The 16,401-nt window shown below is 56.6% G+C and carries 9 protein-coding genes, 2 tRNA genes and 3 rRNA genes; 10 read left to right on the top strand and 4 right to left on the bottom strand.

The annotated features are described in order from the left end of the window. Nucleotides 1-43 precede the first annotated feature (43 nt). From QF043_RS25330 to QF043_RS25315, 4 genes are all read right to left on the bottom strand, one after another. On the bottom strand, nt 44-625 hold the full coding sequence (locus tag QF043_RS25330) for a YigZ family protein (RefSeq protein WP_307420595.1): 582 nt from the start codon (nt 623-625) through the stop codon (nt 44-46). A gap of 12 nt (nt 626-637) precedes the next feature. Then, nucleotides 638-1,297 carry a TetR/AcrR family transcriptional regulator gene (locus QF043_RS25325; RefSeq protein WP_056860413.1) on the bottom strand — a complete coding sequence of 220 codons (660 nt, stop codon included), beginning with the start codon at nt 1,295-1,297 and terminating at the stop codon, nt 638-640. Between the two features lie 87 nt (nt 1,298-1,384). Further along, the gene (locus QF043_RS25320) at nt 1,385-2,779 is read right to left on the bottom strand and encodes a uracil-xanthine permease family protein (protein ID WP_307420594.1); all 1,395 of its coding nucleotides are present in this window, start codon (nt 2,777-2,779) and stop codon (nt 1,385-1,387) included. 88 nt (nt 2,780-2,867) lie between these two features. Then, nucleotides 2,868-3,788: a LysR family transcriptional regulator gene (locus QF043_RS25315; RefSeq protein WP_056860412.1), complete on the bottom strand. Its 921-nt coding sequence runs from the start codon at nt 3,786-3,788 to the stop codon at nt 2,868-2,870. Between the two features lie 125 nt (nt 3,789-3,913). On the opposite strand from QF043_RS25315, the gene QF043_RS25310 reads away from it, so the two are divergent. From QF043_RS25310 to QF043_RS25265, 10 genes are all read left to right on the top strand, one after another. After that, nucleotides 3,914-5,263: an aspartate aminotransferase family protein gene (locus QF043_RS25310; RefSeq protein ID WP_058419411.1), complete on the top strand. Its 1,350-nt coding sequence runs from the start codon at nt 3,914-3,916 to the stop codon at nt 5,261-5,263. Nucleotides 5,264-5,302: 39 nt separating this feature from the next. Beyond that, complete coding sequence (locus QF043_RS25305) at nt 5,303-6,796, top strand: CoA-acylating methylmalonate-semialdehyde dehydrogenase (RefSeq protein WP_058419410.1); 1,494 nt, start codon at nt 5,303-5,305, stop codon at nt 6,794-6,796. Between the two features lie 572 nt (nt 6,797-7,368). Further along, nucleotides 7,369-8,905 (top strand): 16S ribosomal RNA (locus tag QF043_RS25300). 122 nt (nt 8,906-9,027) lie between these two features. Then, nucleotides 9,028-9,104, top strand: a tRNA-Ile gene (locus QF043_RS25295). A gap of 30 nt (nt 9,105-9,134) precedes the next feature. After that, a tRNA-Ala gene (locus tag QF043_RS25290) sits at nt 9,135-9,210 on the top strand. Nucleotides 9,211-9,457: 247 nt separating this feature from the next. After that, nucleotides 9,458-12,349 (top strand): 23S ribosomal RNA (locus QF043_RS25285). Nucleotides 12,350-12,513: 164 nt separating this feature from the next. After that, nucleotides 12,514-12,629, top strand: a 5S ribosomal RNA gene (gene rrf, locus QF043_RS25280). Together the 16S, 23S and 5S rRNA genes with 2 tRNA genes alongside form the textbook arrangement of a ribosomal RNA operon. 160 nt (nt 12,630-12,789) lie before the next feature. Next, nucleotides 12,790-13,449, top strand: coding sequence for a paraquat-inducible protein A (locus tag QF043_RS25275; protein WP_307420593.1), 660 nt, complete (start codon nt 12,790-12,792; stop codon nt 13,447-13,449). After that, nucleotides 13,436-14,059 carry a paraquat-inducible protein A gene (locus QF043_RS25270; protein WP_017134539.1) on the top strand — a complete coding sequence of 208 codons (624 nt, stop codon included), beginning with the start codon at nt 13,436-13,438 and terminating at the stop codon, nt 14,057-14,059. Before QF043_RS25275 ends, QF043_RS25270 begins: the two co-directional genes overlap by 14 nt. Continuing rightward, nucleotides 14,052-16,355 (top strand): PqiB family protein, encoded by a 2,304-nt coding sequence (locus tag QF043_RS25265; protein WP_065929715.1) that lies wholly within the window; start codon nt 14,052-14,054, stop codon nt 16,353-16,355. The genes QF043_RS25270 and QF043_RS25265 overlap by 8 nt, the downstream gene beginning before the upstream one ends. Nucleotides 16,356-16,401: the final 46 nt, after the last annotated feature.

The raw sequence follows: 16,401 nt of genomic DNA, 5'->3' as shown, positions 1-16,401 counted from the left end.
CTCAGGTTATCCACAGGCAGGTGCACAGTAGATGTGGGCAGTTTCAGCGTTCGAGCAGGATGCGCCCACGGCTGAGGTCGGCGAGCTGGGTTTGCAGCGTGTCGATGTGCGCCTCGCCGAGTGCGAGCTGTAGCTCGACGCCATTGGCGGTGAAGGTTTCTTCCACCACCAGCCCGCCCAGTTCGGCCACGCGCAGTTTCACCAGGTTCAATTCCGAGAAACTGCAGGCACAACTGAGTGGCACGCGGCTGATCAGCTCGATGCGTTCGGCATTCTGCAGGCATTTGTTGGCGCCGCCGCCGTAGGCACGGGCCAGCCCGCCGGTGCCCAGCTGGATACCGCCGTACCAGCGAATCACCAGCACGGCGACCTGATCAAAGCCTTGGGCTTCAATGGCGGCCAGGATCGGCCGCCCGGCCGTGCCGCCGGGCTCGCCATCGTCGTTGCTGCGGTACTGGTCGGCGAGCGTCCAGGCCCAGCAGTTGTGCGTGGCGTTAAGGTCGCTGTGCTGCTCGAAAAACGCCTGGGCGTCTTGCGCGCTGGTGATCGGCGCGGCCAAGGTGATAAAGCGGCTTTTGCGTATTTCTTCACGAAATTCGCAAAGGCCGGTCAGCGTGAAAGGCATAAGTCGCTTCGTTTATAGGGTCGGCTTGATGCCGCAGCCTTTGAGGATGATATGGATCAGGTTGGTGCCGGCGTCTTCCATGTCCTGCTTGGTCAGCTTGGTGCGACCGGTGACGCGACAGATCTGGGTGGCGAAGTCGGCATAATGCTGGGTGCTGCCCCACAGCAGGAAAATCAGGTGAACGGGGTCGATGGGGTCCATCTTGCCGGCTTCGATCCACGCCTGGAACACCGCTGCGCGGCCACTGAACCAGGCGCGGTAGTCCTGGCTGAAATATTCGGTCAGGCATTCGCCGCCGCTGATGATCTCCATGGCGAAGATCCGCGAGGCTTGCGGGTGGCGTCGGGAGAATTCCATCTTGGTGCGGATGTAGCGTGTCAGCGCCACGGCAGGGTCGTCCTCGGCGGTCAGCGCGTTGAAGGTGCTGTCCCACAGTTCGAGGATATTACTCAGTACCGCAATGTACAGGCCGAGTTTGTTGGTGAAGTAATAATGCAGGTTGGCCTTGGGCAGCCCGGCACTCGAGGCAATGGTGTTCATGCTGGTGCCTTTGTAGCCATGGCGCGCGAATTCGTCTTCAGCCGCCTGGAGAATCGCTTGTTCATTCTTTTGCCGAATACGGCTGGCAGGTTTACCGGCGTGGTTGCTGTGGGCAGGAACTTCGAGGCTCATGGAGGTTTCCGTGCTGATCGATAGAGACGACGTGTGCACAGATAACCCACCCTCAAGCCTCAGACAAGTCCCGATGCAATAAAACCGTCAAAGCGGTTCCAGTGTGTCGCTTTCCGGCGCGTGGTTTGCGCCAACCGCAGCCGCTTTGGCCTCGGGCAATAACAGGCACAACAGGATGGCCGTCAGGCCGCCGCTGGTGATGGCCGAGTCGAACAGGTTTTGCACCAGAGGCGGCATCAAGTGCAGCAACTCAGGTTGGGCGGCGATGCCCAGGCCAACGCCAAAGGAGGTGGCGATGATCAGCATGCTGCGTCGGTCCAGCGGCGCCTGGGCCAGAATGCGCACGCCGGCGGCGGCCACGCTGCCGAACATCACCAGGGTTGCGCCGCCCAAAACCGGTTTGGGGATTTGCTGCAGCACCGCGCCGATCAGCGGAAACAAGCCGAGACAGAACAGCAGCCCGCCAATGTATAAGCCGATGTAACGGCTGGCCACGCCGGTGAGTTGGATCACGCCGTTGTTCTGCGCAAACGTGGTATTGGGGAATGCGCTGAAGGTGGCGGCGATCATGCAACTGACGCCATCACCCAACACGCCGCCTTTAAGCCGGCTTATATAAGAAGGGCCGCTGATGGGCTGGCGGGCGATCATGCAGTTGGCGGTGAGGTCGCCAACGGTTTCGATACTGCTGATCAGATAAATCAGCGCGATGGGCAGGAAGGCGCTCCAGTCGAAGTTGAAACCAAAGCGAAATGGCATCGGTACGCTGATCAATGGCAAGTCGGGCAATGCTTGGGGCACCAGCTTGCCGCTGAACCACGCGGCCAGGCTGCCGAGGGCCAGGCCGATGATGATTGCCGAGAGGCGCACCCACGGCGTGTTCGAGCGGTTGAGCAAGATGATCGTCAATACGACGAACAGCCCCAAGGCCAGGTTGGTCGGCGCGCCGAAGTCGGGCGCGTTGAAACCGCCGCCCAGGTCGGTGATCCCGACTTTGATCAGGCTGATGCCGATCAAGGTAATGACGATGCCGGTGACCAGGGGCGTGATCACACGGCGCAATTGCCCGATGAAACGGCTCAACACGATCTGCACCGCCGCGCCGAAAAAGCACACGCCGAAGACCATCGCCATGATGTCTTCCGGGCTGCCGCCGCGTTGCTTCACCAGAAAGCCTGCTGACAACACCGCACCGAGAAACGCAAAGCTGGTGCCTTGCAGGCAGATCATCCCGGCGCCGATACCAAATGGCCTGCGTGCCTGAATGAACGTGCCCACGCCGGACACCATCAACGCCATGCTGATCAGGTAGGGCAGGTGGGCGGTAAGCCCTAAAGTAGAGCCGATGATCAGCGGCGGCGTGATGATGCCGACGAAGGCCGCCAGCACATGTTGCAAGGCTGCCAGTAGCGCGGGCAGTGGCTTCGGGCGGTCGTTCAGGCCGTAGATCAGGTCGTTGGGGCTCAAGGTTTCTGGTGGCATGGCGGGCAAACTCAGGGCGGACGGTTCAAGGTCCTGGCTCCCTTGCAAAAAGCTGTCCAGTTGCTCAGCTTTTAACGAGAGGCCCGAGTTAGCGCGTTGCCGCCAGGCTCTCGAGAAAGCTTTCCAGCACCAAATGAGGGCGGCGGCCCTTGCGCGTGACCGATGCGAGGCTCAAATCGTAAAAACGTGTAGCCGGTTTCAGCGCGCGCAGTCGGCCTTGTTGTACCCACAGGCTGGCGTAGTGGTCGGGCAGGTAGCCGATATAGCGGCCGGTGAGGATCAGGAATGCCATGCCTTCGCGGTCCGAGGCGCTGGCGGTGCAATTGAGTGCCTGGTAATGGGCCTGGATTTCGGCGGGCAAGCGGAAGGTCGGGGCGATGGCGTCCTGGCTGTCGATACGCGGGTCGTCCAGTTGCTTGTCTTCCGCGTAAAACAACGGGTGGCCGACCGCGCAGTAGAGTAACGAGCGTTCGCTGTACAGGGGTTGGTATTCCAGGCCCGACAAGGCACTCGCTTGGGGCACTACGCCGACATGCAGGCGGCCATCGAGTACACCTTGTTCCACTTCATTCGGGGCGATCATGCGGATCTGGATCTGCACGTCCGGGCCGCGCTCCTTCAATTGCGCCAAGGCGTGGGTGATACGCATGTGGGGCAGGGTGACCAGGTTGTCGGTGAGGCCGATGATCAGTTCGCCGCGCAAGTGCTGGTGCAGTCCGTTGACCTCGGTGCGAAAGCTTTCCAGCGCACTTAATAGCTGCAAGGCCGATTGGTAGACCTCGCGGCCTTCTTCAGTCAGCGAGAAACCGGCACGCCCGCGCTGGCACAGGCGCAATCCAAGGCGTTGCTCCAGGTCGCTCATTTGCTGGCTGATGGCCGAGCGGCCAATGCCGAGCACGGTTTCTGCCGCCGAGAAACCACCGCATTCCACCACGCTGCGAAAGATACGCAGAAGGCGGATATCGAAGTCGCTGACTTGGGCCAGGGGATCGGGTCGACGGCTGCTCATAGTTTAGTGAAGGCCTGACTGAAGGTTAGAAGAGTTGGATTTCACCGACTTTATCGCCATGGCAATTTAGCTGCAACAACGCTTTTCAATCCCGACGCTGCCTTTTGCCCTGCGAGGTTTTGCTGATGAACATGCCCGAAAACGCCCCATCGTCCCTGGCCAGCCAATTGAAGTTGGATGCGCACTGGATGCCTTACACGGCCAACCGCAACTTCCAGCGCGACCCGCGCCTGATCGTCGGCGCTGAAGGCAGCTGGTTGATTGATGACAAGGGCCGTCGGGTGTACGACTCGTTGTCGGGCCTGTGGACCTGTGGCGCCGGGCACACCCGTAAGGAGATTCAAGAAGCCGTCTCCAAGCAATTGGGCACCCTGGACTACTCCCCGGGCTTCCAATACGGTCATCCGTTGTCCTTCCAGCTGGCGGAAAAGATCACCGACCTGACCCCTGGCAATCTGAACCACGTGTTCTTCACCGACTCCGGCTCTGAGTGCGCCGATACCGCAGTGAAGATGGTGCGTGCCTACTGGCGCCTGAAAGGCCAGGCCACCAAGACCAAGATGATCGGCCGCGCTCGTGGCTATCACGGTGTGAACATTGCCGGGACCAGCTTGGGTGGTGTGAACGGCAACCGTAAGCTCTTTGGTCAGGGCCTGATGGACGTTGACCATCTGCCGCACACGTTGCTGGCGAGCAATGCGTTCTCCCGTGGCATGCCGGAGCAGGGCGGTATCGCCTTGGCCGATGAGCTGCTCAAGCTGATCGAGTTGCACGACGCGTCGAACATCGCGGCGGTGTTTGTTGAACCGATGGCCGGTTCCGCGGGTGTGCTGGTGCCGCCACAGGGTTATCTCAAGCGTCTGCGTGAGATCTGCGACCAACACAACATTCTGTTGGTGTTCGATGAAGTGATCACCGGTTTCGGCCGTACCGGCTCGATGTTCGGCGCCGACAGCTTTGGTGTGACCCCGGACCTGATGTGCATCGCCAAGCAAGTTACCAACGGCGCGATCCCGATGGGCGCGGTGATTGCCAGCAGCGAGATCTATCAGACTTTCATGAACCAGGCGACGCCGGAATACGCGGTGGAATTCCCCCACGGTTACACCTACTCGGCGCACCCGGTGGCTTGCGCGGCTGGCTTGGCGGCATTGGACCTGTTGCAGAAGGAAAACCTGGTGCAGAGCGTAGCCGAAGTCGCCCCGCACTTTGAGAATGCGCTGCACGGGTTGAAGGGCAGCAAGAATGTGATCGACATCCGTAACTACGGCCTGGCCGGCGCGATCCAGATTGCCCCGCGCGACGGTGACGCTATCGTGCGTCCATTCGAGGCCGGCATGGCCTTGTGGAAAGCCGGTTTCTACGTGCGCTTTGGCGGTGACACCCTGCAGTTCGGGCCTACCTTCAACAGCAAGCCGCAGGACCTGGATCGCCTGTTCGACGCGGTCGGCGAAGTGCTGAACAAGATCGACTGATTTCTCCTTCTATATAGAACAACTTTTCAGGAGCCCTGCATGAGCCTTATCCAGCATTTGATCAACGGTGAGTTGGTCAATGACAGCGGCCGTAGTGCCGACGTGTACAACCCGTCCACCGGCCAGGTGATTCACCAGGTGCCATTGGCCAGCCGTGAAACCATTCAACAGGCGATCGACTCGGCCAAGGCAGCGTTCCCGGCCTGGCGCAATACGCCGCCAGCCAAGCGTGCCCAGGTGATGTTTCGTTTCAAGCAATTGCTGGAGCAGAACGAAGCGCGTATCTCGCAGTTGATCAGCGAGGAGCATGGCAAGACCCTGGAGGACGCCGCGGGTGAATTGAAGCGCGGCATCGAGAACGTTGAATACGCATGCTCCGCGCCGGAGATTCTCAAGGGCGAGTACAGCCGTAACGTGGGGCCCAACATTGATGCGTGGTCGGACTTCCAGCCGCTGGGTGTGGTGGCGGGTATTACTCCGTTCAACTTCCCGGCGATGGTGCCGCTGTGGATGTACCCGCTGGCGATCGTGTGCGGTAACTGTTTCATCCTGAAACCATCGGAGCGTGATCCAAGCTCCACGCTGCTGATTGCGCAGCTGCTACAGGAAGCCGGTCTGCCTAAAGGCGTGCTGAGCGTGGTGCACGGGGACAAGGGCGCAGTGGATGCGCTGATTGAAGCACCGGAAGTCAAAGCCCTGAGTTTTGTGGGGTCGACGCCGATTGCCGAGTACATCTATTCCGAAGCGACCAAGCGCGGCAAACGCGTGCAGGCGCTGGGCGGGGCAAAGAACCATGCGGTGCTGATGCCGGATGCGGACCTGGATAACGCGGTCAGCGCTTTGATGGGCGCGGCGTACGGTTCCTGCGGTGAGCGTTGCATGGCGATTTCGGTGGCCGTGTGCGTCGGTGACCAGGTGGCGGATGCGTTGATCGCCAAGTTGGTGCCGCAGGTCAAGGCACTCAAGATTGGTGCGGGCACCACTTGCGGCCTGGATATGGGGCCGTTGGTGACGGGCCAGGCGCGGGACAAGGTCAGTGGCTATATAGAAGACGGTGTGTCGGCGGGCGCCAAGCTGGTGGTCGACGGTCGTGGTTTAAGTGTTGCCGGGCATGAAGAGGGCTTCTTCCTGGGCGGCAGCCTGTTTGATCGCGTGACGCCTGAGATGCGCATCTATAAGGAAGAGATCTTCGGGCCGGTGCTGTGCGTGGTGCGAGTGGATAGCCTGGAAGCGGCGATGCAACTGATCAACGATCATGAGTATGGCAACGGCACCTGCATCTTTACCCGTGACGGTGAAGCGGCGCGGCTGTTCTGTGATGAGATCGAAGTGGGTATGGTCGGTGTGAACGTGCCACTGCCGGTGCCGGTGGCCTACCACAGCTTTGGCGGCTGGAAGCGTTCGCTGTTTGGCGACTTGCACGCCTATGGGCCGGATGGGGTGCGTTTCTATACCCGTCGCAAGGCGATTACCCAGCGTTGGCCGCAACGGGCCAGCCATGAAGCGTCGCAATTCGCCTTCCCGAGTCTTTAAGGCGCTGCAGGTGAAAGCCGGCCCCATGGGGCCGGCTTTTGTGCTTTCGCGGCCTTTTTGACCGATATGACAGAAATGTGAACGAAAGGGATTGACGGCATTTTATATCTGTCTATAATTCGCCCCACTTCCGGCGCAGTCGAAACGTAAAACTCCTTGGTAAACAAAGAGTTATGAAGTTTTCGGCAGCAAGTTGCTTCAGTTCATCGAAGTCAAAAGGAAGTTGAAAAAGAGGTGTTGACAGCAGCGTGTAACGCTGTAGAATTCGCCTCCCGCTAACGAGAGATCGTAAGCGCAAGTGGTTGAAGTTGTTGAAGAATTCTTCGAAAACTTCTGAAAATAACCACTTGACAGCAAATGAGGCTGCTGTAGAATGCGCGCCTCGGTTGAGACGAAAGATCTTAACCAACCGCTCTTTAACAACTGAATCAAGCAATTCGTGTGGGTGCTTGTGGAGTCAGACTGATAGTCAACAAGATTATCAGCATCACAAGTTACTCCGCGAGAAATCAAAGATGTAACCAACGATTGCTGAGCCAAGTTTAGGGTTTCTTAAAAACCCAAAGATGTTTGAACTGAAGAGTTTGATCATGGCTCAGATTGAACGCTGGCGGCAGGCCTAACACATGCAAGTCGAGCGGTAGAGAGAAGCTTGCTTCTCTTGAGAGCGGCGGACGGGTGAGTAAAGCCTAGGAATCTGCCTGGTAGTGGGGGATAACGTTCGGAAACGGACGCTAATACCGCATACGTCCTACGGGAGAAAGCAGGGGACCTTCGGGCCTTGCGCTATCAGATGAGCCTAGGTCGGATTAGCTAGTTGGTGAGGTAATGGCTCACCAAGGCGACGATCCGTAACTGGTCTGAGAGGATGATCAGTCACACTGGAACTGAGACACGGTCCAGACTCCTACGGGAGGCAGCAGTGGGGAATATTGGACAATGGGCGAAAGCCTGATCCAGCCATGCCGCGTGTGTGAAGAAGGTCTTCGGATTGTAAAGCACTTTAAGTTGGGAGGAAGGGCATTAACCTAATACGTTAGTGTTTTGACGTTACCGACAGAATAAGCACCGGCTAACTCTGTGCCAGCAGCCGCGGTAATACAGAGGGTGCAAGCGTTAATCGGAATTACTGGGCGTAAAGCGCGCGTAGGTGGTTTGTTAAGTTGGATGTGAAATCCCCGGGCTCAACCTGGGAACTGCATTCAAAACTGACTGACTAGAGTATGGTAGAGGGTGGTGGAATTTCCTGTGTAGCGGTGAAATGCGTAGATATAGGAAGGAACACCAGTGGCGAAGGCGACCACCTGGACTAATACTGACACTGAGGTGCGAAAGCGTGGGGAGCAAACAGGATTAGATACCCTGGTAGTCCACGCCGTAAACGATGTCAACTAGCCGTTGGAAGCCTTGAGCTTTTAGTGGCGCAGCTAACGCATTAAGTTGACCGCCTGGGGAGTACGGCCGCAAGGTTAAAACTCAAATGAATTGACGGGGGCCCGCACAAGCGGTGGAGCATGTGGTTTAATTCGAAGCAACGCGAAGAACCTTACCAGGCCTTGACATCCAATGAACTTTCTAGAGATAGATTGGTGCCTTCGGGAACATTGAGACAGGTGCTGCATGGCTGTCGTCAGCTCGTGTCGTGAGATGTTGGGTTAAGTCCCGTAACGAGCGCAACCCTTGTCCTTAGTTACCAGCACGTTATGGTGGGCACTCTAAGGAGACTGCCGGTGACAAACCGGAGGAAGGTGGGGATGACGTCAAGTCATCATGGCCCTTACGGCCTGGGCTACACACGTGCTACAATGGTCGGTACAGAGGGTTGCCAAGCCGCGAGGTGGAGCTAATCCCACAAAACCGATCGTAGTCCGGATCGCAGTCTGCAACTCGACTGCGTGAAGTCGGAATCGCTAGTAATCGCGAATCAGAATGTCGCGGTGAATACGTTCCCGGGCCTTGTACACACCGCCCGTCACACCATGGGAGTGGGTTGCACCAGAAGTAGCTAGTCTAACCTTCGGGAGGACGGTTACCACGGTGTGATTCATGACTGGGGTGAAGTCGTAACAAGGTAGCCGTAGGGGAACCTGCGGCTGGATCACCTCCTTAATCGACGACATCAGCTGCTCCATAAGTTCCCACACGAATTGCTTGATTCATTGAAGAAGACGATAGAAGCAGCTTTAAGCTCCAAGCTGATAGCTCTTAGCTAATCAGTGACGCTCGAAATTGGGTCTGTAGCTCAGTTGGTTAGAGCGCACCCCTGATAAGGGTGAGGTCGGCAGTTCGAATCTGCCCAGACCCACCAATTTTGTGTGGGAAACGCCTGTAGAAATACGGGGCCATAGCTCAGCTGGGAGAGCGCCTGCCTTGCACGCAGGAGGTCAACGGTTCGATCCCGTTTGGCTCCACCACTACTGCTTCTACGTTATGAAAGCTTAGAAATGAGCATTCCATCAGGTTGATGATGAATGTTGATTTCTAGTCTTTGATTAGATCGTTCTTTAAAAATTTGGGTATGTGATAGAAAGATAGACTGAACGTTACTTTCACTGGTAACGGATCAGGCTAAGGTAAAATTTGTGAGTTCTCTTAATTGAGAAATTCGAATTTTCGGCGAATGTTGTCTTCACAGTATAACCAGATTGCTTGGGGTTATATGGTCAAGTGAAGAAGCGCATACGGTGGATGCCTTGGCAGTCAGAGGCGATGAAAGACGTGGTAGCCTGCGAAAAGCTTCGGGGAGTCGGCAAACAGACTTTGATCCGGAGATGTCTGAATGGGGGAACCCAGCCATCATAAGATGGTTATCTTACGCTGAATACATAGGCGTAAGAGGCGAACCAGGGGAACTGAAACATCTAAGTACCCTGAGGAAAAGAAATCAACCGAGATTCCCTTAGTAGTGGCGAGCGAACGGGGACTAGCCCTTAAGTGGCTTTGAGATTAGCGGAACGCTCTGGAAAGTGCGGCCATAGTGGGTGATAGCCCTGTACGCGAAAATCTCTTAGTCATGAAATCGAGTAGGACGGAGCACGAGAAACTTTGTCTGAATATGGGGGGACCATCCTCCAAGGCTAAATACTACTGACTGACCGATAGTGAACTAGTACCGTGAGGGAAAGGCGAAAAGAACCCCGGAGAGGGGAGTGAAATAGATCCTGAAACCGTATGCGTACAAGCAGTGGGAGCCCACTTTGTTGGGTGACTGCGTACCTTTTGTATAATGGGTCAGCGACTTATTTTCAGTGGCGAGCTTAACCGAATAGGGGAGGCGTAGCGAAAGCGAGTCTTAATAGGGCGTCTAGTCGCTGGGAATAGACCCGAAACCGGGCGATCTATCCATGGGCAGGTTGAAGGTTGGGTAACACTAACTGGAGGACCGAACCGACTACCGTTGAAAAGTTAGCGGATGACCTGTGGATCGGAGTGAAAGGCTAATCAAGCTCGGAGATAGCTGGTTCTCCTCGAAAGCTATTTAGGTAGCGCCTCATGTATCACTGTAGGGGGTAGAGCACTGTTTCGGCTAGGGGGTCATCCCGACTTACCAAACCGATGCAAACTCCGAATACCTACAAGTGCCGAGCATGGGAGACACACGGCGGGTGCTAACGTCCGTCGTGAAAAGGGAAACAACCCAGACCGTCAGCTAAGGTCCCAAAGTTATGGTTAAGTGGGAAACGATGTGGGAAGGCTTAGACAGCTAGGAGGTTGGCTTAGAAGCAGCCACCCTTTAAAGAAAGCGTAATAGCTCACTAGTCGAGTCGGCCTGCGCGGAAGATGTAACGGGGCTCAAACCATACACCGAAGCTACGGGTATCACGTAAGTGATGCGGTAGAGGAGCGTTCTGTAAGCCTGTGAAGGTGAGTTGAGAAGCTTGCTGGAGGTATCAGAAGTGCGAATGCTGACATGAGTAACGACAATGGGTGTGAAAAACACCCACGCCGAAAGACCAAGGTTTCCTGCGCAACGTTAATCGACGCAGGGTTAGTCGGTCCCTAAGGCGAGGCTGAAAAGCGTAGTCGATGGAAAACAGGTTAATATTCCTGTACTTCTGGTTATTGCGATGGAGGGACGGAGAAGGCTAGGCCAGCTTGGCGTTGGTTGTCCAAGTTTAAGGTGGTAGGCTGAGATCTTAGGTAAATCCGGGATCTTAAGGCCGAGAGCTGATGACGAGTTAACTTTTAGTTAACGAAGTGGTTGATGCCATGCTTCCAAGAAAAGCTTCTAAGCTTCAGGTAACCAGGAACCGTACCCCAAACCGACACAGGTGGTTGGGTAGAGAATACCAAGGCGCTTGAGAGAACTCGGGTGAAGGAACTAGGCAAAATGGCACCGTAACTTCGGGAGAAGGTGCGCCGGTGAGGGTGAAGGACTTGCTCCGTAAGCTCATGCCGGTCGAAGATACCAGGCCGCTGCGACTGTTTATTAAAAACACAGCACTCTGCAAACACGAAAGTGGACGTATAGGGTGTGACGCCTGCCCGGTGCCGGAAGGTTAATTGATGGGGTTAGCTAACGCGAAGCTCTTGATCGAAGCCCCGGTAAACGGCGGCCGTAACTATAACGGTCCTAAGGTAGCGAAATTCCTTGTCGGGTAAGTTCCGACCTGCACGAATGGCGTAACGATGGCGGCGCTGTCTCCACCCGAGACTCAGTGAAATTGAAATCGCTGTGAAGATGCAGTGTATCCGCGGCTAGACGGAAAGACCCCGTGAACCTTTACTATAGCTTTGCACTGGACTTTGAATTTGCTTGTGTAGGATAGGTGGGAGGCTTTGAAGCGTGGACGCCAGTCTGCGTGGAGCCAACCTTGAAATACCACCCTGGCAACTTTGAGGTTCTAACTCAGGTCCGTTATCCGGATCGAGGACAGTGTATGGTGGGTAGTTTGACTGGGGCGGTCTCCTCCTAAAGAGTAACGGAGGAGTACGAAGGTGCGCTCAGACCGGTCGGAAATCGGTCGTAGAGTATAAAGGCAAAAGCGCGCTTGACTGCGAGACAGACACGTCGAGCAGGTACGAAAGTAGGTCTTAGTGATCCGGTGGTTCTGTATGGAAGGGCCATCGCTCAACGGATAAAAGGTACTCCGGGGATAACAGGCTGATACCGCCCAAGAGTTCATATCGACGGCGGTGTTTGGCACCTCGATGTCGGCTCATCACATCCTGGGGCTGAAGCCGGTCCCAAGGGTATGGCTGTTCGCCATTTAAAGTGGTACGCGAGCTGGGTTTAGAACGTCGTGAGACAGTTCGGTCCCTATCTGCCGTGGACGTTTGAGATTTGAGAGGGGCTGCTCCTAGTACGAGAGGACCGGAGTGGACGAACCTCTGGTGTTCCGGTTGTCACGCCAGTGGCATTGCCGGGTAGCTATGTTCGGAATAGATAACCGCTGAAAGCATCTAAGCGGGAAACTAGCCTCAAGATGAGATCTCACTGGGACCTTGAGTCCCCTGAAGGGCCGTCGAAGACTACGACGTTGATAGGTTGGGTGTGTAAGCGCTGTGAGGCGTTGAGCTAACCAATACTAATTGCCCGTGAGGCTTGACCATATAACACCCAAGCAATTTGAGTCGACTCTCTAATAAAGAGCATCAGATTGCGGTGTGTGAAGACGAGATGAACCGAAAGTTCGACGCTCACAAAACACCGAAAGCTATCACATACCCAATTTGCTGAAGCGAAGCCATCTGGCTACGACTCAGTACCCGAATTTCTTGACGACCATAGAGCATTGGAACCACCTGATCCCATCCCGAACTCAGTAGTGAAACGATGCATCGCCGATGGTAGTGTGGGGTTTCCCCATGTGAGAGTAGGTCATCGTCAAGATTAAATTCCGAAACCCCTGATTGCTAACGCAATCAGGGGTTTTGTTTTGGGCGGTCGAAAACCCAAACCTGCCCAAGGCTGCCGACAAATTTGCACAGTTATTTCTGAACCAGACCATTAGAATAGGCACCTAACCTTTTTTAGAGTTCGAGCCCTATCTATGCCCGATCCGGTTGATACCGTCGAGGTGTCGCAGTTACCACTGGAGGATCTGGTGGCATGCCATGAGTGCGACTTGCTGATGCGCAAACCCGCACTTGCCCTCGGTGAAAAAGCCCAATGTCCACGTTGCGGCTACGAGCTTTACGCTCACCGCCACAACGTGGTTGAGCGAAGCCTCGCTTTGGTGCTGGCGGCACTGTTGCTGTACATCCCCGCGAACTTTTTACCCATCATGCAGCTCAATCTTCTCGGGCAGTCCTCGGAGGACACCGTTTGGAGCGGCGTGGTCGGTCTGTTCGATACCGGCATGCAAGGCGTCGCGGCCGTGGTGTTCCTGTGCAGCATGGGCATTCCCCTGCTCAAACTGCTCTGCCAATTGGCGGTGTTGCTCAGTATCCGTTGGAACACCGGCCGCAGTTATGGCCTGTTGCTCTACCGCATTTACCATCACCTGAAGGATTGGGGGATGTTGGAGGTTTACCTGATGGGCGTGCTGGTCGCGATCGTCAAGCTCGCGGACATGGCCTCCATCACCATTGGCCTGGGGCTTGTCTGCTTCGTCAGCCTATTGGTGGTTCAAGTACTGCTGGAGGTGGTGATGTCGCCCCACCAGATCTGGCAAGCGCTTTCAGGAGAGGATGATCATGCGGGCGATTGATGCAGGCATTCTGATTTGTACCGAATGCCACGAGCTGAACAAGCAAGAGGCTGATACCGATGAGCAGCTGTGCACCCGTTGCGGTGCGCTGATCCATGCGCGTCGCCCCAACAGCCTTGTGCGTACCTGGGCGTTGCTGATCACAGCAGCAATCCTGTATATCCCGGCTAACCTATTGCCAATCATGACCATCAACTCTCTTGGCCAGGGTGATCCCAGTACTATCATGGCGGGCGTGATTCAGCTGGTGCAGCACGGAATGTTCCCCATCGCTGCGGTGGTGTTTATCGCCAGCATTCTGGTGCCGACGTTCAAGCTGGTGGGCATTGGCCTGTTGCTGTTCTCGGTGCAGCGCCATCAACCGCTGTCCGCACAACAACGCATTATCATGTACCGCTTTATCGAATTCATTGGCCGCTGGTCCATGCTGGATATCTTCGTGATCGCCATCCTGGTGGCGGTTGTTAACTTTGGGCGACTTGCCAGCGTCGAGGCCAATCTTGGTGCTGCAGCGTTTGCCAGTGTGGTGATCTTGACGATGCTTGCCGCAGTAACTTTTGATCCCCGACTGATTTGGGATAACACGGAGTCGGACGACGACCATGAGTGATTTGCCTAAAGCTAAAACCCGCCCGGCCTCCAATTGGTCGGCCATTTGGGTACTCCCCCTGATTGCACTGATCATCGGCGGCTGGCTGGGATGGCGTGCCTATTCCCAACAGGGCCTCGAGATCCAGGTGCGCTTTGAAAGCGGCGAGGGCATCCAGGTCAACAAAACCGAAGTGGTCTACAAAGGCATGACGGTGGGCAAGGTCAAAGCCTTGGCCCTGGATGACGAAGGCAGCAATCGCGGGGTGATCGCCACCATCGAGATGAACAAGGACGTCGAGCAATACCTCAAGACCAACACACGCTTCTGGCTGGTAAAACCCAGCGTCAGCCTCGCCGGTATTACCGGCCTGGAAACCCTGGTCTCGGGTAACTACATTGCCGCCAGCCCTGGCGACGGCGAGCCCACGCGCAAATTCAAGGCGCTCTCCGAAGAGCCACCGTTATCTGACGCCAAGCCTGGCCTGCACTTGACCCTTAAAGCCGATCGTCTCGGCTCCTTGAACCGCGGCAGTCCGGTGTTCTACAAACAGATCCAGGTTGGCCAGGTCAAAAGCTACCTGCTGTCCGAGGACCAGAGCACCGTCGAGATCAAGGTCTATATCGAGCCGACGTACGCCAGCCTGGTGCGCAAACACACGCGTTTCTGGAACGCCAGCGGCATCAGCATCGATGCCAACCTGTCCGGCGTAAAAGTGCGTAGCGAGTCGCTGTCCAGCATCGTCGCCGGCGGTATCGCGTTCGCCACCCCTGAAAATCGCAAGGACAGCCCGCCGACGGATCCGAGCCTGCCTTTCCGTCTTTATGAGGATTTCGACGCCGCCGCCGCCGGCATCAAAGTCAAGGTCAAGCTCACCGACTTCGAAGGCCTGCAGGCCGGGCGCACCCCGGTCATGTACAAAGGCATCCAGGTCGGCAGCCTGAAAACCCTGAAGATTGACCCGGACCTGTCCAGCGCCCATGCCGAGCTGACCCTCGATCCGCTCGCCGAAGACTACCTGGTGCAAGACACCCAGTTCTGGGTGGTCAAGCCGTCCATCTCCCTGGCTGGCATCACCGGCCTGGAGGCGTTGGTAAAAGGTAACTACATCGCCATCCGCCCCGGCGACAAAGGCAGCGCCCCGCAACGTGAGTACGTCGCGCGCGCCAAGGCACCACCTCTGGATTTGCGCTCCCCCGGCCTGCATATGGTGCTGTTCACCGATAACCTCGGCTCCCTGGATGTCGGCAGCCCGATCCTCTACAAACAGGTCAAGGTCGGTTCGGTGCAGAGCTACCAGTTTTCGCGCAAGAACAAGCAACTGGTGATCGGCGTCCACATCGAGAAGGAATACGAAAACCTCGTCAACGGTTCAACGCGTTTCTGGAACGCCAGCGGCGTCACCTTGACCGGCGGCCTCACCGGCGGCATTCAAGTGAAGAGTGAATCCCTGGCCAGCCTGATGGCTGGCGGTATCGCCTTCGAAACCCCGGAACAGAATGTGCCGTTGAAAAAACGTATCCCGCGTTTCCGCCTGTTTGCCGATCGCGAAGCGGCCAACCAGCATGGCACCCTGGTGACCATCAAGGTTGATCGCGCCGACGGCCTGCGCCCCGGCACGCCAGTACGCTTTAAAGGCCTCGACGTGGGCAAGATCGAGAACGTCGACCTCAGCGCCGACATGCAGTCGGTGCTGCTCAGTGCAAGGATCACCCAAGTAGCTGATCGGATCGCACGCAGCGGCAGCCAGTTCTGGGTGGTCAAGCCTGAGCTGGGCCTGATGAAAACCGCGAACCTGGAGACTTTGGTCACCGGCCAATACATCGAAGTGCAGCCCGCCGTGAAAAATGCCGGGCCGCAAAAGAGTTTCGTCGCGTTGGACAAACCACCGGAGGCTGTTCACCAGCAAGAAGGTCTGAGCCTGGTCCTCAGCGCCGCACGCCGTGGTTCGCTGAAGGAAGGCGTGCCGGTCACTTACCGTGAAGTCACCGTCGGTAAAGTCACCGGCTACGAACTGGGCCAAACCGCCGACCGTGTGTTGGTCCATATCCTGATCGAGCCTAAATATGCACCGCTGGTGCGCAGTGGCAGCCGCTTCTGGAATACCAGTGGGTTCGGTTTGGACTTCGGCTTGTTCAAAGGTGCGACGGTGCGCACGGAGTCCCTGGAGACGTTGGTGGCCGGTGGTATTGCCTTTGCCACGCCAGAGGGCGAGCGGATGGGCAACGCGGCGCGGCCGCAGCAGACGTTCCCGTTGTTTGACAAGTTTGAGGATGAGTGGCTGACCTGGGCGCCTAAAATCCCGCTCGGCAAGTAGACCGAGGCGCGGCCATCGCGGGCAAGCCCGGCTCCCACAGGGATAT

This window comes from Pseudomonas sp. W3I7 (assembly GCF_030816095.1).
Classification (GTDB): domain Bacteria; phylum Pseudomonadota; class Gammaproteobacteria; order Pseudomonadales; family Pseudomonadaceae; genus Aquipseudomonas; species Aquipseudomonas salomonii.
This window is presented reverse-complemented; position numbering and strand designations above follow the sequence as displayed.